Source organism: Micromonospora globispora (assembly GCF_003857015.1).
In the GTDB taxonomy this organism is placed as follows: domain Bacteria; phylum Actinomycetota; class Actinomycetes; order Mycobacteriales; family Micromonosporaceae; genus Micromonospora; species Micromonospora globispora.
On the sequence record NZ_QGGF01000015.1, the window covers coordinates 1 to 17,397 of the forward strand.

The following is a 17,397-nucleotide window of genomic DNA, read 5'->3' on the forward strand; positions in this document are numbered from 1 at the left end:
CGCAGCGCCGCGCCAGCGCGGTGGGGGCGGCCGGCACGGCGGGCTCGTGCAGCAGGGTCGCCCGGGTGCGCCCAGCACCCGGGCGAGCGCGCGCTGGCCGGGGCGGCGCTGTGGCTGCCGGGAGTGGTGGTGGCGCCGGCCGGCGCGTTGGTGGCGCTGGTCGACATCGGGGCGTGGCTGTGGCTGGCCGGGTTCGGCTGGCTGGCGCTGGCCTGCGCGGCGCTCACCTGGCTGCCGCTGTACTGCTGGCCGGTGCGGCGCCTGGCCGACCCGGCCGCGCTGCCCGCCGCGGACGGGTGAGCCGCCGGCCATCCCACCACCCCGGCTCGGGGCGGCCGCCTGTTACCTGGCTGTTGCCCGGCTGCGAAGCCACTGTGGCACGGCGGCCGGACCGTCGAGCCACGGACCCTCCGGCCGGCAGGTCCGCAGTGGAGGGATGGAGAGGGAGGAACCGATGAGACTGAGGAGAGCACTGGTGGCACTGACTGTGGTGCTGGGAGGGCTGGTGGCCGGCACGGGCGGCGCCACGGCGAGCACACCATACTGCGGGATCACCTGGGGCAGCACGGCCAAGGCGGGCGGCACGCTCAGCGCCGCCCCGCTGATGCAGGTCCGCACCGGCCGGCACGACTGCTGGGACCGGGTGGTCTTCGAGTTCGCCGGCCCGGCGAAGGGCTTCTCGGTCGCGTACGGGCAGACGTGGACCGAGGGACAGGGGCTGGCGCTGTCGCCGTACACGGCGGGCGGGGCGCTGCTGCGGGTCTCCCTCAAGGCCCCGGCGTACGACGCGAACCATGTGGCCACCGTGCCGTACCGCACCGGCGAGCACGCCGCCAACGCGCTGGGCTACCGGACGCTGCGGGACGTGGTCTTCGGTGGCAGCTTCGAGGGCTACACCACCTTCGCCGTCGGTGTCCGGGCCCAGCTGCCGTACCGGGTCTTCGTGCTCAGCGGCCCGGGGACGCACAGCCGGATCGTGCTCGACGTGGCGCACCAGTGGCAGCAGTGAACGCGGAGGTGATGAGGGCCGACCAGCCCTCATCACCGACCGTTGCGCCGGGGTCCCGCAGCGTCGCTCCGGCGCTACGCTGAGCAGGTCATGGAGGGCCGCCTGCTCCTCGTCGAGGACGATGCCTCCATCCGGGAGGTCACCGCCCTCGGTCTGCGGCGGGCCGGGTTCCGGGTGGACACCGCGGCCGACGGTCGGGCGGCCCTGACCTCCTGGCGCGCCCGGCCGGTCGACCTGATCGTGCTCGACGTCATGCTGCCCGGCCTGGACGGTCTCGAGGTCTGCCGGGAGATCCGGCGGACCAGTCCGGTGCCGATCCTGATGCTCACCGCGCGCACCGACACCATCGACGTGGTGGTCGGGCTGGAGTGCGGCGCCGACGACTACCTGCGTAAGCCGTTCGACCTCCCGGAGCTGGTCGCCCGGGTCCGCGCGGTGCTGCGCCGGCGGGCCGCCCCGGTCGAGGAGACCACCGTGACGGTCGGCCCCCTGGAGATCGACCCGGCGCGGTTCGTGGCCCGCAAGGCCGGTCGGGAGCTGACCCTGACCGCCACCGAGTTCCGGCTGCTGCTCGAGCTGGCCCGTCGGCCGGGGCAGGTGTTCACCCGCGAGCTGCTGCTGGACCGGGTCTGGGGCCACTCCTACCTCGGCGACTCCCGGCTGGTGGACGTGGCGGTGCAGCGGCTGCGCGGCAAGGTCGAGGACGACCCGGGCCAGCCGGTTCTGATCAGGACGGTCCGCGGGGCCGGCTACAAGCTGTCGACGGGGTGAGAGTGCGATGGTGGCGGGCCGGGTGTCATCGGCACGGCTGCGGCGCCGGCTCGTCATCGCGTTCGTGCTCGTCGCCGGGGTCTCCGCCGGCGTGCTCGCCGGCGGCTCGTACCTGATGCTGCGGCAGGCCCGGTACGACGGCTCGCTGCAACGCGCAGCGGCCGACGCCCGCTACCAACTGGTGCTGGCCGGGCAGTTCCTGCCGCTGACCGACGCGCGCCGGGCGGACCTGCTGACCAGCTTCGAAGGCAGCGGACACCACGTACTGCTGATCGCCGGCGAGGCCCAGCCGTCGAACCCCCGGTTCGCCCCCGTACCGGACCGCGCGCTGCGGCAGGCCGTCGCCGCCGGGCAGCTCGGCTTCCAGCGCTCCCCCGAGGACACCGCGCCGCACCTGCTCGTGGTCGGCGGGCGGATCCCCGGCTCCACCGCCGAGCTGTACGTGGTGACCGTCGAGGACGACCTCGTCGACGGCCTGCGCCAGCTCCGCACCGCCCTGGCGGTCGGCTGGGCCGCGGTGGTGCTGCTCGCCGCCGGGGTCGGCAACACCCTGGCCCGCCGCACCCTGGAGCCGGTCGGACGGGCCAGTCGGGCGGCGCGGGCGATCGCCGAGGGGCTGCTGGACACCCGGCTGCCGGTGCACGGGCGGGACGAGTTCAGCGCCTGGGCCGCCTCGTTCAACGAGATGGCCGAGGCGCTGGAGATGAAGATCGAGGCGTTGTCCCGGGCGCAGGTCCGGGAGCGGCGGTTCACCGCCGACGTGGCGCACGAGCTGCGGACGCCGGTCACCGCGCTGGTGGCCGCCGCTTCGCTGCTCGCCGATCAGCTGGACACGCTGCCCGCCGACGCCCGCCGGGCCGCCGAACTCCTCGTCACGGACGTGGTTCGGTTGCGCCGGCTGGTCGAGGAGCTGATGGAGATCTCCCGACTCGACGCCGGGCAGGAGGTCCTCGCCGTGCGGCCGGTGGACGTACTGACCCTGCTGCGGTCCGTCGTCGACGCCCGCGGCTGGAACGACCGGGTGGCCGTCAGGGGCGAGCCGGTCCGGGTGCACACCGATCCCCGCCGGCTGGAACGGGTGCTGGCAAACCTGGTCAGCAACGCGGTGGAGCACGGGGGCGGCGAGATCCGGGCCGTGGTGCGACACGACGGCCCGCTGGTGACGGTCACCGTCACCGACCAGGGGCCGGGGATCGCCGCCGAGCATCTCCCCCACCTGTTCCACCGCTTCTACAAGGCCGACCCGTCCCGCACCGGAGCGGGCAGCGGACTCGGCCTGGCCATCGCCCGGGAGAACGCCCGCCTGCTCGGCGCCCACCTGTACGTGCACAGCGAGACCGGCGTCGGCACCGAGTTCCGGCTGGAGCTGGCCGACCTCGCCGGGGAGGAGGCTGCCCCGTGAGACGAGCGCTCGTTGTCATCGCCGTCGCCCTGGTGGCCACCGGCTGCGCGGACGCCCGGTCCGGAACGCTCGGTCCGGCGCCGACCGCCGTGCCGCCCGCGGAACACACCGTCGGGCCGACGACCCCGGCACCGCCGTCGACCACGGGCACGCCGCCGTCACGGCCGTCCCCGGTGCCGGCAACCCCGACCACCCGGCCCACCGACCCCGCACCAACCGGCACCATCACCCTCCAGCTGTGGTTCGTCTCGGCGGGGAGGATCGTGCCGGCCCGCCGCACCCGGCCGGCCACCATCGCGACCTCCCGGCTCGCCCTCACGGAACTCGTCGCCGGGCCGTCGCCCGCCGAGGCCGCGGCCGGCCTGGTCACCCTGCTGCCGAGCGGTACGCAGGTCGTCCGGATCGCCGACGGGCTGGCGGTGATCAGCCCCCCGTCGGAGTTCACCGCCGGCGACCCGGAGACACGACGGCTCCGTCAGGCGCAGGTCGTCTACACCCTCACCCAGTTCCCCACCGTGCGTCGGGTCGCCTTCGGCGCCGGCGACCAGTCCGTTTCCCGGGCCGACTACGCCGATCTGCTGCCGGCGATCGTGGTGATCGCGCCCGCCATCGGCCAGCGGATCACCAGCCCGGTGACGGTCGCCGGCACCGCCCAGGTGTTCGAGGCGACGGTCAGCATCCGCATCCTCGACAGCGCCGGCCGGGAGATCGGCACCGCCTTCACCACCGCCAGCTGCGGCACCGGCTGCCGGGGCGACTACCGTGCGACCGTCGGCTACCGCGCCGCCACCACCCAGTCGGGCACCATCGACGTGTACGAGGTGTCGCCGCGCGACGGTTCCCGGATCAACGTCGTGGCGGTCCCCGTCACCCTCGCCGCCAGCCGATGAGAATCCCGGTCACTGCCACTGGCCGGTGAGCAGCGGGTTGGCCGGTTGCTCCGCCCGGCCGATCCGCAGATCCTCGAAGATCGTGTGCCGGGCCGCCCGTTCGACCTCGGCGTCCAGGTCGATCCCGAGCTCCGCCGAGGCGTCGTGAGCTGCCCCGATCAACACGAGCTCCACGCCACCATGGTCGAGGAACCGGGACGGATCGAGTGGCGCGAAGCGCCGGCCGTGGAAACGCTCCTGCAGGTCGGCGGGGAGCTTCGCCTTACCCGGGCCCGGCAGACCGACGCCGGGGGGCGACGGCGCCTGCGGATTCTTCACCGTGACGATGTAGCTCGCCTCCGGCTCGATCTCGAGCTCGTGCTGCGGCGGCCCGGGTCGACCCGGCAGCTCCAGCTGGTACGCCAGGTGCGTGTGGTCGTCGTGCCGGGCGATGCAGTACGCCCCCTCGGCCGTGGGCCGGGCGGGCGGCTGGAACCGCTCACCGCGGGTCTTCGTCTCGTACAAATGCGGCCGGAGCGCGTCGTAGAGCTCCTCCGGCCGGCTCACCACCGCGTCTACGAACGCCCAGAAGCGGTCGTGCTCGTCGATCTCCGGCAGCCGCTTGCGACCCACGACGAGCAGCCGCAACCGCCGCCGTCCGCGCCACGGGTGCAGCACCACCAGCAGCCGCTGCACCTCACTCAGCGATGCCACGTGCTCCTCGCCCACTCGGGGGCGGTAGAGGAAGTAGATGTCGCCGTCCTCGAGCACCTCGCTCACGTCGCGGCTGCTCTCCTACCGGCTCCCATCGGACGCCTCGTAGATCCATGCCTCCGCGGCGCCCTCCGGCGCGCGCTCCAACCGGCGATATTCGAAGGTCTCCGCGGCCTCGTGCGGTCCGTGGAGCTTCAACTGGTACGCCTTGGGCGGGTCGTCCGGGTTCGGCACGTCCCAGCCCACGGTCTGCCCGTCGTACGGCCCGCCACGCAGGCGCAGGTTCACGTTGGCCACGCCTCGACGGTAGCGAAATCCGGTGCCGGCCGGGCCAGAGTCCGGCGATCCCGTACGCGGCTGACGTCCGTACCGTCAAGGTCGCCTTTTCCCCCGCCCGTCAGGAGGTGCGGGACCCGACCCCGGGCAGGTGATGGCCGCGGTGCTGGCTTTCGCGGCACGTGGAGACGCGGTCGCCAAGGGCGTGAAGCCGCGCCGGCGCACGGCGTACGCGGCGAAGCGGATCCGGTAAGCGCCGAGCGCCGCCCGTTGTGGGGGGAACGGGCGGCGCCGGGCACCGGGTCCGTACTGAACGCGGACCCGAGGTTTGGACGGAAGGCCCGGGGTCGTTGCCCTCGGCGGTTCACGCCTGGGGCGGCCGGGTGCAGAAGTCCTTCGGACCCCGGCCTTCCGCGCGGTGAAGAGTATCGGCGCCCACTGACACTCGGGCGCCGGCTATGGCCAATTTAAGCCGCCACTAAGCCGTCGATTAGCCAGTGATCACCCCGGCGGTCGGCGCGTAAGCGGTTAGCGTCAGCCCTGGTCGCGCCGCCAGTAGGTCGGCGACTCCCGGCAGAGTTGGCAGGCGTCGACGACCGGCCTGCCGAACTGACCTGAACACTGTCATGCCCTCGCCGAGACTCGAACGCGGAACCTGCGGCACCTCATGCCGCCGCCGCCTCTGCCAGTTGGGCCACGAGGGCTCGTGCTGCGAGCGGAAGATTCGAACTTCCCTCTCCTGTTCCAGAGACAGGTGTGCTGCCGACTGCACCAGCTCGCAAGGGTTCCGCTCCGGCGTACCGCCGGATGCGGACCGTGCCCCGACCAGGATTCGAACCTGGGCTCTCCGCTTTCGTAGAGCGGCGCTCTCTCCGCTGAGCCACCGGGGCGTACGACCGGCGCCCGCCCCCCGACGGGCGCCGATCGGTTCAACCCTTCACGCAGACCACCTGCTTGAGGTGCGCCACCACCTCGACCAGGTCGTCCTGCTGGGCCATCACCTTGGTGATGTCCTTGTACGCGCCGGGGATCTCGTCGACCACCCCGGCGTCCTTGCGGCACTCCACGCCGGCGGTCTGCCGGGCCAGGTCGGCCGTGCTGTACGTCCGCTTCGCCTGCCCGCGCGACATCCGCCGCCCGGCCCCGTGCGACGCGGAGTTGTACGCGTCCGGGTTTCCCTTGCCGCGCACGATGTACGAGCCGGTGCCCATCGAACCCGGGATGATGCCCAGGTCGCCCTTGCCGGCCCGGATCGCGCCCTTCCGGGTGACCAGCACGTCCACGCCGTCGTACGTCTCCTCCGCCACGTAGTTGTGGTGACAGGAGATCGGCTCGCCGAACGAGACGTGCGGGAACTCGTCCCGCAGCACGCCGCAGAGCACGGCGAGCATGACGGCCCGGTTGCGGCGGGCGTACTCCTGGGCCCACCAGAGGTCCCGGCGGTAGGCGTCCATTTCCGGAGTGCCGGCCAGGAACACCGCCAGGTCCCGGTCGGGCAGGTCGACGTTGTGCGGCAGCCCGCGGGCCACCGCCATGTGCCGCTCGGCGAGTTCCTTGCCGATGTTGCGGGAGCCGGAGTGCAGCATCAGCCAGACCTGTCCGTCGTCCGGGCCGCCCTGCTCGAGGCAGACCTCGATGAAGTGGTTGCCGCCGCCGAGCGTGCCCATCTGGTGCTGGGCCCGGTGCTCCAGCTGCGCGACCTTCCGGTCCAGCTCGCCGAAGCGCCGCCAGAAGGCGTCCCAGCCGCCCTGCTCCAGACCCCGGACCCGGCGCGGGTCGACCGGGTCGTCCCGCTTGGCGAACCCGACCGGGATCGCGGCCTCGATGGCCGAGCGCAGCGGGGCGAGGTCGTCGGGCAGGTCGGCCGCGGCAAGCGAGGTCCGCACCGCCGACATGCCGCAGCCGATGTCGACGCCGACCGCGGCCGGCGAGACGGCCTGCCGCATGGCGATGACCGAACCGACGGTCGCGCCCTTGCCGAAGTGCACGTCGGGCATGACGGCGACGCCCTGCACCCAGGGCAGCGCGCCGATGTTGCGCAGCTGCTTGGCCGCCTGCGCCTCGATCGTGTACGGGTCGGTCCAGACCCGTACCGGCGCCCGGGTACCGGCCAGCGGGGTGAAACCCATCGTCGTCTCCTCGTGTCGGGGGTGTGATCGAGCGGCTGGCCGGATTCGAACCGGCGATCTTCACCATGGCGAGGTGACGCGCTTCCTGACTGCGCTACAACCGCGAGGGGTCGTCCCGGGTGGGACGAACGTAGGCCGTACGGGACTCGAACCCGTAACCGCCCGGCTGAGAACCGGGTGAGCTGCCAATTGCTCCAACGGCCCGTGCGGGACGGTACGGACCGTCCCGGCTGTCTCCCCGGCCGGCGCGTCGGGGCGCCGGCCGGGGTCGTGCTCATGCCGTCCACTGTGGAGTTGAAAAGGAGCGACGTCACCGGCCACGGTCGGGACATGTCGGAAGTGGGCTGCGTCCTGGGTGCGGGAGTGGGTGACGAAAAAGCCGCCCGGTCCCTTTCGCGGGGCGGGCGGCTGCGCTTGACGCGCTGGCGCTAGTCGCGCCGCCACCCCGACCGCTGGTACTGCCGCCGGCACAGTTTCAGGGCTCGTTCGCCGGCGAGCAGCAGGGCACCACCGCGCGGCATGGGCCGCGGGGCCTCGGTGCGGGTGTGCTGCGACACGGCGTACTCCCTGGGTGGATCCGGTTGATGTTGCTCATTGACGGTAAGGGCGGTCGTCCGGCGCCGCAACGGATATTCGATCAATGGTTCGGCGGGTACCGAAGGATCGGGCATCTAGCCTGCTCGCCGGGACCGGACGCGGCACCGGTCCGGACGGGAGGCGATGGCGTGGAACTGAGGCAGCGGGTGGCGGAGCGGTTCCGCGAGGTCAACGGGGACCACCCGATGACGGCGGCGGACGACGCGTACGTCAGCGAACAGTTCGTGGTCCTGGACGAGCTCTGCGCGGCCACCGGGCGGGACCCGGAGGACGTACGCCGGCTGATGCTGGACCGGCGACTGCCGCTGCCGGGCTATCTGCGCTCGGACGGCGCGGAGATGGTCCCGGCCGACCTGTTCGCGCTGGCCGAGCGGGCGGGCGGCGCGAAGCTGCTGGCGACCTGGTTCGTCGGGCACTGGCCCGATCCGGTGCAGGGCGTGGCGGAGTGGGACGCCTACCTGAGCGGCCAGTACGTCTGCCTGCGCTCGGTGACGCCGGAGAGCATTCGGCGCAAGGACGAGCTGACCGCGGCGATCCGGTCGGCGGCGGACGACCGGGACGCCGGTTCGGCAACCTGGTCGGCCCGGCTGCACGCGCTGGTCGACGAGTTGGACGCGTTGGAGCCGGCGTTCACCGGGTACGACCGGCTCCGGTTCGGTGGCCCGACGTCCCGGGACACCTGCATCGACGCGGTCCGCGCCCGCCACCCGCGCTGACCGGGGTCACCGCGACTCGGGGCGGGCGGTGACCCGGCGCTCGACGGCGAGGAGGTAGTCCTTGCGGTTGAGCGGGTTGTGGTCCCAGCGGGGCCGGCTGGGGGCGGTACCGCGTACCGGCTGGTAGTGGTCGAACTCGGACTCGAGGACGCCCTCGCCCCGGGTCAGCGCCGGCAGTCGCTGTTCCAGCGCGTGCACCCGCCCGGCCGGCACATCCCCTTCCACCAGGTACGACGTCCCCTGGACGGTGGAGGTGCGGGGTACCGCGTCGAGCCGGGCCAGCACCGGCAGCACCGTGCCGAACAGATCGGCCGGCAGCTCCAGACGGAAGCGGTGCATCGGCTCGTGGACCCGGGTGCCGGCCCGGGCGAGCGCCGCCATCAGGACCAGCGGTGTGAGGTTGCGGAAGTCCCCGGCAGTGCTGGACATGCTCTTGTCGAACACGCCGTGGGAGTGGCTCTGCCGGGCCCAGTAGCCGCCGTGGGTGAGGGTGAGCCGGCAGTCGATGACCTGCCAGCCGCACAGGCCCTGCCGCAGGGTCTCCCGGACGGTCTCCTCGATCGCCTTGAGGAAGGCCAGCGGCATCGAGCCGAGTTCGATGCCGAGCCGGAACTCGAACCCGCTGCCCGCCGGCGCCGGTTCGACCCGCAGGCCGACCGTGCCAAGGAACGGGTTCGGCTCCTTGCCGATCCACTCGACGGCGGCGCCGACGCCCACCGGCCGTTCGACGCAGACCGTGGTGGTCTCCCGGAACGTGACCTGGACGCCGTGCTCGTCGGCGAGGGTGGCCTGGATGACCTCCTTCTGCACCTCGCCGTAGAGGGACACGGAGATCTCCTGCCGGAGGTCGTCCTGGCGGAGGTTGATCAGCGGATCCTGCTCGGCGAGCTGGGCGAGGGCGGTGTGCAGGGCCGCCCGGTCGGCCGCCCGGCAGGGTACGACGACGGTCTCCAGCGTCGGCGGGGAAAAGTGGTGCCGCCCGGCCGGCCGGTCGGGCGCGACCCCGAGGACATCCCCGATCCGGACGTCGGACAGGCCCCACAGCTTGGCGATCCGGCCGGCGCCCGCCGTCTGGGAGGGCACCGCGTCGCCGTCGGAGAAGACGCTGATCGCGGTGACCTTGGCCTCCGCGTCGCGCCCGATGCGGATCCGGTCGCGGACCCGGACCACGCCGGTGAAGATCCGGGCGTACGCGATCTTCTCCCCGGCCGGGCCGCGTTCGACCTTGAAGACGGTGCCGGAAAGCGGCGCGTCCTCGTCGCCCGCCGCCACCGGCAACAGCTCGGCGATGCCGGCCGTCAGCGCCGCCACCCCGGCCCCGGTGATCGCCGAACCGGCGAAGACCGGGTGCACGCGCGCCCGGCCGGTCTGCGCCGCCAGCGCCCGGCGCAGCCGGCCCGCGGACACCGCGCGCTCGTCCTCGACGTACGCGGCGAGCAGCGCGTCGTCGTGCGCGGAGAGGAGGTCGACCAGCCGATCGGTGAAGGCCGAGTCGTCGGACCCGAAGGGCGTACAGCGGGCGGCCGGGGTGCCGGAGGCGTCGACCCACCCGGTGGCGACCACGTGGGGCGTCAGCTTCTCGGCGATCTGGCGCAGCACCCGTTCCGGGTCGGCGCCGGCCCGGTCCACCTTGTTGATGAAGATCAGGGTGGGGATGCGCAGCCGTTGCAGCGTCCGCATCAGCACCCGGGTCTGCGCCTGTACGCCCTCGACGGCGGAGACGACCAGCACCGCCCCGTCGAGCACGCTGAGCACCCGCTCGACCTCGGCGATGAAGTCGGGGTGGCCGGGGGTGTCGATGAGGTTGACCGTCACCCCGTGGACGACGAACGAGACGACGGCGGAGCGGATGGTGATGCCGCGCTGCCGCTCCAGCGCCATGGTGTCGGTGCGGGTGTTGCCGTCGTCGACGCTGCCGAGTTCGTCGATGACGCCGGCGCTGTGCAGCAGCCGTTCCGTCAGGCTCGTCTTACCGGCGTCGACATGGGCCAGGATTCCCAGGTTGAGCGTTGTCACGAAGCGTCATGTCCTTCGGGTCGATGGCGATTCCCTTCTGGTTGGACATGCACGCTGCTCGCATTGCCTGGCTCCTCTGCTCGATCGGGCTGGTGACCGGATTGCACCAGCCGGCCCCGGACGGGGACAACCGATTAACTCGCCAGGCGGTGGGTCTCGACGTGATGCGGGTTCGTCATCACACCGAGCACGTTGCCGAACGGGTCGACCACCGAGGCGGTGACGAAGCCCAGGTCGCCGCGCTTCCGAACCGGCTCGTACTCCCGGGCCCCGGCGGCCAGCAGCCGGTCGACGACCGCCTCGACGTCGTCGACGTGCCAATAGACGATCGCGCCGCCCGGCCGTTCCGCCGCCCCCGGCGGCGCGTACCGGCGGTCGATCAGACCGAGCTCGTCCTGGTGGTCGCCGAGGCGGAACTCGCAGTACGCGGAGCGGCCGTCCGGGCCGGACCGCTCGAAGTAGGGCTCGACGCCGAGCAGGTCCGCGTACCAGGCTCTGGCCGCGGGAAGGTCGGCGGCCCAGAAGCTGACGGTGGCAAGTCCTCGCAGCACGGTGGGTCCCTCCGTCGTCCGGCGCTCCTGCCGGGACGCTACGACGCGGGTACGACGATCCAGCGTCGTCCAGCGCGCCGTCGGGTCACACGTCGACGGTCAGCCGGACCGTGACGATGTCGCCGGCGTCGAGCCCTTCGGCCTGCCGTACGGCGGCCTTCACCGGCACGATGTACCGCCCGTCTTTGGGGAACAGCGAGGTCGTCCACCGGGTCGCCCCGATCCGGGCGGTCACCGGGATCATGCCCCAGCCGTAGGTCACGGCCCGGGAGGCCGCCTCCAGTTCGCCGCACTCCGCGGTCGGGACGGTGACGAAGTACCAGGGCGCCGGGCCTCTCCAGAACCAGATCTCGCCGGTGAACTCCAGATCCACCGCGCCAGGATACGAGCCGCCGACCCAGATGCTCAGCGGCGCGGCCGGCCTTCCCGTCAGCCGACGGCGACTAGTCCTTCTTGCACTTCAGGAAGGGGAACCGCGCCGCGAGCTCGCTCAGGTCGACGCCGCTGCGCCAGGCGTCCACCACCTGGACGATCGGCAGCAGGTCACAGGTGTCCCCGTGGGCCCGCACCCGCCCGTCCCCGGAGATGTCGATCATGAAATACCGGGCCTCGGCGCCCAGCCCCACCCGAACGACTCCCCGGTCGCAGCTCATCTCGGCGTGCGTGTAGCGGCTGCGCCCGTTCTCGGGAGCGCTCAGCCGGCCGATGTCGAGCTGGTGCAGAGCGGCGCAATCGGCGAGCGCGGCCGCCAGCCCGCCCCGCTCGACCAGGTCGGGGTAGAGGCGCACACCCAGCGCCGTCGACACGTCGCTCATGACTGACTCCCACTTCCTTGTGACAGCACCATCGCGCGCAGGTTACGAAGCCGTTTCCTGCACCCGCCCGGTCATACTGTCCCCTCGGAACCGGATGCGGCAATAGGAACGGTCGACAAAGGGCCGAGGGGCCCTGATCAGCGGTGGTTTCGCGGGGACGCTTCGGTAGCATCCGCCCGTGGCGCGGATCCGCTGTGACTTCTTCTCCGAGGCCCTGGACATGGGCACGTCGATGACGGTACTCCTGCCGGAGCGGGCGTCGTCGCAGATCGGCATGGCGGGCAGCCCCGTCGTCGGTGACCCACCGGTGCTCTATCTGCTGCACGGCCTGACCGACGACGACACGATCTGGACCCGGCGCACCGCCATCGAGCGGTACGTCGCGCCGCTCGGGCTGGCGGTGGTGATGCCGCAGGCCGGGCGGAGCTTCTACCGCGACGAGGAGCACGGCAACCGGTACTGGACGTTCCTCAGCAGCGAACTCCCCGAAATCTGCCGGTCGCTCTTCCGGATCTCCGAGCGGCGGGAGGACACCTTCGTCGCCGGCCTGTCGATGGGCGGCTACGGGGCGGTGAAGTGGGCGCTGCGCGACCCCGGCCGGTTCGCGGCGGCGGCCAGCCTCTCCGGCGCGCTGAACGTGGCGGAGCGGCGGGAGCACCCCACCAGCCCCGTCGACCCGGCCGTCTGGCACACCGTGTTCGGCGACCGGGAGGTGCGGGGCACCGACGACGACACCATCGCGCTGCTGGAGCGCGCCGGCGACGACCTGCCGGCGCTCTACGTCGCCTGCGGCACGGAGGACTTCCTGTACGAGGACAACACCCGGTTCGTGGAGACCGCCCGGCGGCGCGGGCTGCCGCTGACCGTGGACTTCTCCCCCGGCGACCACGACTGGGCGTACTGGGACGCCAAGATCCAGGACGTGCTGGCCTGGCTGCCGCTGCGGGGCGAGCCGGTCAGCGGTCGCTGACCGGCACGGTCAGCTCCCGGTACGCCGACAGCACCGCCTCGGTGCGCTCGGCCAGTTCTGGGACGGGGTCGGTGCCGACCGGCGGGCCCGCGTCCACGGTGGCGTCGACGGCGGCCAGGGTGCCGAGCGCCTTACGGCTGGCCCGCGCCGCCCGCCGCTCGGCGGCCCGCCGGTAGGCGAACTCCGCCCACCGCTCGGCCAGCGCGGCCAGCTCCGCGGTCCGGCGGGTGATCTCCGCGTCCAGCTCGTCGAGGGTGTCGCCGAGCAGCCGGGTCCGCAGCTCCAGCTCGTCGCGGACCGGATCGTCGCCGGCGAGGCCGTACCCGGCCGTTCGCACGGTGGCGTGCGCCGCCTCGACCCGCTGGCGGCGGGCGACGAGGAGGGCGTGATCGAAGCGGGCGCGCTCCAGCGCCAGCCGCGTCGGCCGCAGCTCGATCATCGGGTGCAGCTCCGGCAAGGACCGGAGCAGGCTGGCATACGCCTTGCCGATCGGGATCCAGATCCGCCAGCCGTACGCCCCGGTGAGCACCACGTGTCGGCGGCTGCCCAGCGCGGCCAGCACCGGCGTGGCCGCCAACGCGGTCGCCCCGACCAGCACCAGCGCCGTGTACCGGTGGCCGCTGGACAGGAAGCCGCCCGCGACGGAGCCGCTGACGGCGCAGCCGAGGTAGGTGAGCTTCGGCACCGACGGGCGGGCCAGAGGGCGCAGCCACGGCACGCGGGACGGGCCGTACACGACGACCTTCCGCTCACCCAACGTCCCACCCCTTCCGGTCGTACACATTGTGGAGCACGGTTCGCCCGGACGCGCCGCACCTCCGGCGCGGGCCGGAGGTGCGGTGTGGCGGATCAGGCGCGGGCCGGCTCGCCGTCGCGGGCCCGCCAGGTCCGGTACCAGCGGCGCAGCGGCACCGGGTACGCGACCACCGCGGCCACCGCCATGACGGCCACGCCGCCGAGGGTCCGTGCGGTTCGTCCGGTCATCGTCGGCCTCCTTCTTCTAGCTGCGGGTCAGCACGACCTTGAGCGCGCCGGTCTCCGCCGGACGCGAGAAGACGTCGTACGCCTCGAGGATCTGGTCGAGGGCGAACCGGTGGGTCACCATGTGCGCCGTGTCGAGCTGGCCGGCGACCAGCATGTCCAGCAGCGTCGGCGTGGTGCGGGTGTCGACCAGGCCGGTGGTGATGGTGACGTTGCGGATCCACAGCTGCTCCAGGTGCAGCGTGGCCGGCTTGCCGTGCACGCCGATGTTGGCGACCCGCCCGCCGGGGCGCACCAGGGTGGTGCAGAGTTCGAAGGTGGCCGGCGTGCCGACCGCCTCGATCACCACGTCGGCGCCGAGGCCGCCGGTGACCGAGCGGACGACCTCGAGCGGGTCGTCGTCGACGAGCACGGTCAGATCCGCGCCGAACTGCTTGGCCGCGTCGAGCCGGCTCTGCGCCTTGTCGACGGCGATGATGTGGGTCGGCGAGTAGAGCCTCGCGCCCTGGATGGCGGCCAGCCCGATCGGGCCGGCACCGACCACCACGACGGTCTGGCCGGGGCGGACCTGGCCGTTGAGGACGCCGACCTCGTACGAGGTGGGCAGGATGTCGGCCAGCAGGACGGCGGCCTCGTCGGAGACCGACGCGGGCAGCTTGTACGTGGACAGGTCCGCGAACGGGATGCGGGCGTACTCGGCCTGCACGCCGTCGACGAGGTGGCCCAGGATCCAGCCCCCGCCGCCGAGGCACTGCCCGTAGGCGCCCTCGCGGCAGTAACGGCAGACGCCGCAGGCGGAGATGCACGAGGCGAGAACCCGGTCGCCCTCCTTCAGGTTGCCGACACCGTCACCGACCGCCACGACCGTGCCGACCGCCTCGTGGCCGAGCACCCGACCGGACTGCACCTCGGGGACGTCGCCGCCGAGGATGTGCAGGTCGGTGCCACAGATGGTGACCGCGTCGACCCGGATGATCGCGTCGCGCGGGGCGGCGATGGTGGGATCGGGGATCTCGGACCAGGACTTCTCGCCCGGCCCGCCGTACACGAGTGCCTTCATGGCTCCTCCTCACGCTGTTGTCACCTTCCACGGTTCTCGCAGGGGTGACCGGCGGGCAGGGTCGGAGGACCCATCGGCGGGGACCGAAGTCCCGGCCCGTTCGACGGCGTGGCGCTCAGACCCCGACCGAGCCGTCGATGGCTTCCCGCAGGAAGTCGGCGTGTCCGTTGTGCCGGGCGTACTCGTGCATCATGTGCAGCATCACCAGCCGCAGGGAGACGTCCTCGCCCCACCGCTCCTGATGGCCGGTGACGTCGAGGGACTCCGCCTCCCGCTCGATGCGGCGGGCGTGCTCGACCTCCCGCTGCCACGCCTCGAACGCCTCCGACCGGCTGGCCGTCGCGGCGTCGTACGCCTCCTGGTAGTCGCCCATCCCCGACCAGACCAGCGGGATGTCCTCGCCGTTGATCACCCGGCGGAACCAGGCGCGCTCCACCTCGGCCATGTGCCGGACCAGGCCGAGCAGGGACAGCGTCGAGGGCGGGGAGGACTGCCGGCGTAGCTCCTCGTCGGTCAGGCCCGCGCACTTCATCGCCAGGGTGGCGCGGTGGAAGTCGAGGAAGGCGCGCAGCGTCTCACGCTCCCCGGCGAGCAGGGGCGGGCCGATCCGTTCGGTCTCCACGGTGGGTCCTTCCGGCGATGGTTGGCAGGGATCGACCGGGAGCCTAGTCTCAGCGAATCGATCCACACTCGAAGGGATCATGAATGCACCCGCACCTCAAACGTTCCGCGCTGGTCGCCTCGGCGGTCACCGCGGCCCTGGTGGCCGGCGGCACGACCGTCCAGGCCGCCGGCGAGACCTACGACCACAACGCCACCGCGACGGTCTTCGCCCCCAACCCCGTGCAGCAGCTCGGCGACGAGACGCTGACCGACCAGAAGGACGCCGACTACCCGGCGCTGGCCGGGGCGTACCGGTCGGTGACACTGACCAACCTCGACGGCTCCGGCACCCTCACCGGCAAGTACGTCGTGGTGAAGAGCGGCACCGGCACGCCGGCCCGGATGGTGGACGGCGCCTTCCCGGCGTGGCACCGCGACGCGGACCAGTTCGAGCAGGTCATGGGCTACCACTGGGTCAACACCGCCCAGGCGTACCTGCAGTCGCTCGGCTTCGGCAGCACCCTGCGGCCGGTCAACCAGCGGCAGATCGAGCTGCGCATCGACCAGTTCGGCGGGGACAACTCGTTCTTCCGTGAGGACAAGGCCAACATCACCCTGGGCAAGGGCGGCGTGGACGACGCCGAGGACGCCGAGGTGATCGTCCACGAGTACGGCCACTCGGTGCAGGACGGGCAGGTGCCCGGCTTCGGCACCAACCTGGAGTCCGGCTCCATCGGTGAGGCGTTCGGCGACTACCTGGCCGTCGTGGTGACCAGCTGGGCCACCGGTACGCCGACGAAGACCCCGGAGGCCTGCGTGGCCGACTGGGACTCGGTCTCCTACACCCGCACCGTCCCGCACTGCCTGCGCCGGCTCGACGGCAACAAGGTCTACCCGCAGGACGTGCGGGGCGAGGTGCACGCCGACGGGGAGATCTGGTCGCGCGCGCTGTGGGACATCCGTACCGCCCTCGGCGACACCAAGGCCACCACGCTGATCGTGGACGCGCAGTTCGACTTCGCCCCGGACACCTCGTTCCGGGACGCCGCGCTGGCCACCGTGGCCGCCGCGCAGCAGCACTACGGGTCCTCCGCCGCCACGGCGACCCGGGCCGCGTTCCAGGCCCGCGGGATTCTCTGACCGCTGGTATCGCGGGCCGCCCCGGTCGGACCGACGTCCGGGCGGGGCGGCTCAGCGCAGCGAGGAGCGGGCGACCGGGAAGTCGAAGTACGTCTTGGGGTACGGCTCGTCGGTGAACCGGTAGTGCCACCACTCGCGCGGGTAGTTCTCGAAGCCCTGCGCGCTCATCAGCCGCCGGAGCAGCGCCCGGTTGTCCCGGGCCGCGCCGGTGACCCGGGCGTCGGCGGTGTGCGCGAGCGCGTCGAAGCAGTCGAAACCGGTGCCCATGTCGACGCTGTTGTCGGGGAACCGTTGCCCGGGCGGCGCGGTGCAGGAGACCAGCGGCTGGCCGGGCAGGTACGCCGGCTGGTCGGCGGTGGGGACGGCGACCAGGGTCAGGTCGAGGGTGCTGCCCCGGCTGTGCGCGGTCGGCGCGCCGATGTAGCCCTCCGCGAAGAGCCGGTCCTTGGCCACGCCGGGATAGAACTCGGCCTTCATCTGCTGCTCGGCGGGATTCTTCGCCCAAGCGACGAAGTCGTCGACCGCCCGCTGCGGGCGGTAGCAGTCGTACACCTTGAGGCTGTGGCCCTGGGCCAGCGCGGCGGTCTGCACCCGGTGCAGCGCCTCGGCCGCCCGGCGGGTGAGCAGGCAGAGCGGCTCGCGGTAGCCGGCGATCGGCCGGCCGACGAAGTTGTGCGCGGTGGCGTACCGGATGTCGGCGCGAATGCCCGGGTCGACGTCGGAGAGCACGACGAAGTCGGCGGGGGCGCGGGGCCCGCTGGGTGTCGGCGTCGGGGTC

At 72.6% G+C, this 17,397-nt stretch carries 21 protein-coding genes and 5 tRNA genes; 8 read left to right on the forward strand and 18 right to left on the reverse strand.

Annotated features, from left to right (window positions below; translation table 11 throughout):
• The 5 genes from DKL51_RS34590 to DKL51_RS00350 all read left to right on the forward strand — a co-directional run.
• Nucleotides 1-300: hypothetical protein (locus tag DKL51_RS34590; protein ID WP_221623108.1), on the forward strand; the 300-nt coding region annotated here is incomplete at its 5' end.
• 175 nt (nucleotides 301-475) lie between these two features.
• Nucleotides 476-1,009: an AMIN-like domain-containing (lipo)protein gene (locus tag DKL51_RS00335; RefSeq protein ID WP_243420858.1), complete on the forward strand. Its 534-nt coding sequence runs from the start codon at nucleotides 476-478 to the stop codon at nucleotides 1,007-1,009.
• Nucleotides 1,010-1,099: 90 nt separating this feature from the next.
• Nucleotides 1,100-1,780 (forward strand): response regulator, encoded by a 681-nt coding sequence (locus tag DKL51_RS00340; protein WP_109944089.1) that lies wholly within the window; start codon nucleotides 1,100-1,102, stop codon nucleotides 1,778-1,780.
• Between the two features lie 22 nt (nucleotides 1,781-1,802).
• Complete coding sequence (locus DKL51_RS00345) at nucleotides 1,803-3,182, forward strand: ATP-binding protein (RefSeq protein WP_243420857.1); 1,380 nt, start codon at nucleotides 1,803-1,805, stop codon at nucleotides 3,180-3,182.
• Nucleotides 3,179-4,072, forward strand: coding sequence for a Gmad2 immunoglobulin-like domain-containing protein (locus DKL51_RS00350; protein ID WP_109944087.1), 894 nt, complete (start codon nucleotides 3,179-3,181; stop codon nucleotides 4,070-4,072). Before DKL51_RS00345 ends, DKL51_RS00350 begins: the two co-directional genes overlap by 4 nt.
• A gap of 9 nt (nucleotides 4,073-4,081) precedes the next feature.
• On the opposite strand, the gene DKL51_RS00355 is transcribed toward DKL51_RS00350, so the two are convergent.
• The 9 genes from DKL51_RS00355 to DKL51_RS36035 all read right to left on the reverse strand — a co-directional run bounded on the left by DKL51_RS00355 (nucleotide 4,082) and on the right by DKL51_RS36035 (nucleotide 7,727).
• Nucleotides 4,082-4,831, reverse strand: a complete 750-nt coding sequence (locus DKL51_RS00355) for a hypothetical protein (protein ID WP_109944086.1) — start codon at nucleotides 4,829-4,831, stop codon at nucleotides 4,082-4,084.
• Between the two features lie 15 nt (nucleotides 4,832-4,846).
• Nucleotides 4,847-5,062, reverse strand: coding sequence for a DUF8847 domain-containing protein (locus tag DKL51_RS00360; protein ID WP_109944085.1), 216 nt, complete (start codon nucleotides 5,060-5,062; stop codon nucleotides 4,847-4,849).
• Between the two features lie 606 nt (nucleotides 5,063-5,668).
• Nucleotides 5,669-5,745: transfer RNA gene (locus tag DKL51_RS00365), tRNA-Leu, on the reverse strand.
• A gap of 5 nt (nucleotides 5,746-5,750) precedes the next feature.
• Nucleotides 5,751-5,822: transfer RNA gene (locus tag DKL51_RS00370), tRNA-Gln, on the reverse strand.
• 36 nt (nucleotides 5,823-5,858) lie between these two features.
• A tRNA-Arg gene (locus DKL51_RS00375) sits at nucleotides 5,859-5,931 on the reverse strand.
• 39 nt (nucleotides 5,932-5,970) lie between these two features.
• A complete protein-coding gene (locus DKL51_RS00380) occupies nucleotides 5,971-7,170 on the reverse strand; it encodes an RtcB family protein (RefSeq protein ID WP_109944084.1) in 1,200 nt (399 codons plus the stop codon).
• 30 nt (nucleotides 7,171-7,200) lie between these two features.
• Nucleotides 7,201-7,274: transfer RNA gene (locus DKL51_RS00385), tRNA-Gly, on the reverse strand.
• A gap of 27 nt (nucleotides 7,275-7,301) precedes the next feature.
• Nucleotides 7,302-7,374, reverse strand: a tRNA-Glu gene (locus tag DKL51_RS00390).
• A 224-nt stretch (nucleotides 7,375-7,598) separates the two neighbouring features.
• A complete protein-coding gene (locus DKL51_RS36035; protein ID WP_260428314.1) occupies nucleotides 7,599-7,727 on the reverse strand; it encodes a hypothetical protein in 129 nt (42 codons plus the stop codon).
• Nucleotides 7,728-7,895: 168 nt separating this feature from the next.
• On the opposite strand from DKL51_RS36035, the gene DKL51_RS00395 reads away from it, so the two are divergent.
• A complete protein-coding gene (locus DKL51_RS00395) occupies nucleotides 7,896-8,483 on the forward strand; it encodes a DUF6058 family natural product biosynthesis protein (RefSeq protein WP_109944083.1) in 588 nt (195 codons plus the stop codon).
• Between the two features lie 6 nt (nucleotides 8,484-8,489).
• Here the strand turns inward: DKL51_RS00395 and DKL51_RS00400 are convergent, their stop codons facing one another.
• The 4 genes from DKL51_RS00400 to DKL51_RS00415 all read right to left on the reverse strand — a co-directional run bounded on the left by DKL51_RS00400 (nucleotide 8,490) and on the right by DKL51_RS00415 (nucleotide 11,865).
• Nucleotides 8,490-10,499: an elongation factor G gene (locus DKL51_RS00400; protein WP_124811604.1), complete on the reverse strand. Its 2,010-nt coding sequence runs from the start codon at nucleotides 10,497-10,499 to the stop codon at nucleotides 8,490-8,492.
• Between the two features lie 134 nt (nucleotides 10,500-10,633).
• Complete coding sequence (locus tag DKL51_RS00405; protein WP_109944081.1) at nucleotides 10,634-11,050, reverse strand: VOC family protein; 417 nt, start codon at nucleotides 11,048-11,050, stop codon at nucleotides 10,634-10,636.
• Between the two features lie 85 nt (nucleotides 11,051-11,135).
• The gene (locus DKL51_RS00410; protein ID WP_109944080.1) at nucleotides 11,136-11,423 is read right to left on the reverse strand and encodes a DUF1905 domain-containing protein; all 288 of its coding nucleotides are present in this window, start codon (nucleotides 11,421-11,423) and stop codon (nucleotides 11,136-11,138) included.
• 70 nt (nucleotides 11,424-11,493) lie between these two features.
• Nucleotides 11,494-11,865: a hypothetical protein gene (locus DKL51_RS00415; protein WP_109944079.1), complete on the reverse strand. Its 372-nt coding sequence runs from the start codon at nucleotides 11,863-11,865 to the stop codon at nucleotides 11,494-11,496.
• Between the two features lie 220 nt (nucleotides 11,866-12,085).
• Here DKL51_RS00415 and DKL51_RS00420 point away from each other — a divergent pair, with 220 nt between their 5' ends.
• Entirely contained in the window at nucleotides 12,086-12,835 is a 750-nt protein-coding gene (locus tag DKL51_RS00420) for an alpha/beta hydrolase (RefSeq protein ID WP_185734654.1), read from the forward strand.
• On the opposite strand, the gene DKL51_RS00425 is transcribed toward DKL51_RS00420, so the two are convergent.
• From DKL51_RS00425 to DKL51_RS00435, 4 genes are all read right to left on the reverse strand, one after another.
• Nucleotides 12,822-13,592 (reverse strand): hypothetical protein, encoded by a 771-nt coding sequence (locus tag DKL51_RS00425; RefSeq protein WP_109965862.1) that lies wholly within the window; start codon nucleotides 13,590-13,592, stop codon nucleotides 12,822-12,824. The two genes, DKL51_RS00420 and DKL51_RS00425, sit on opposite strands and share 14 nt — an antisense overlap.
• 92 nt (nucleotides 13,593-13,684) lie before the next feature.
• A complete protein-coding gene (locus DKL51_RS36040; RefSeq protein WP_260428315.1) occupies nucleotides 13,685-13,819 on the reverse strand; it encodes a hypothetical protein in 135 nt (44 codons plus the stop codon).
• A 16-nt stretch (nucleotides 13,820-13,835) separates the two neighbouring features.
• Nucleotides 13,836-14,876, reverse strand: a complete 1,041-nt coding sequence (locus DKL51_RS00430; RefSeq protein WP_109944076.1) for a zinc-dependent alcohol dehydrogenase family protein — start codon at nucleotides 14,874-14,876, stop codon at nucleotides 13,836-13,838.
• A 115-nt stretch (nucleotides 14,877-14,991) separates the two neighbouring features.
• On the reverse strand, nucleotides 14,992-15,498 hold the full coding sequence (locus DKL51_RS00435) for a DinB family protein (protein ID WP_109944075.1): 507 nt from the start codon (nucleotides 15,496-15,498) through the stop codon (nucleotides 14,992-14,994).
• 83 nt (nucleotides 15,499-15,581) lie between these two features.
• On the opposite strand from DKL51_RS00435, the gene DKL51_RS00440 reads away from it, so the two are divergent.
• Nucleotides 15,582-16,619 carry a M36 family metallopeptidase gene (locus DKL51_RS00440; protein WP_109944074.1) on the forward strand — a complete coding sequence of 346 codons (1,038 nt, stop codon included), beginning with the start codon at nucleotides 15,582-15,584 and terminating at the stop codon, nucleotides 16,617-16,619.
• Between the two features lie 51 nt (nucleotides 16,620-16,670).
• Here DKL51_RS00440 and DKL51_RS00445 read toward each other — a convergent pair.
• Nucleotides 16,671-17,397 (reverse strand): M15 family metallopeptidase (locus DKL51_RS00445; protein WP_124811605.1); only part of this gene is annotated, 727 nt, incomplete at its 5' end.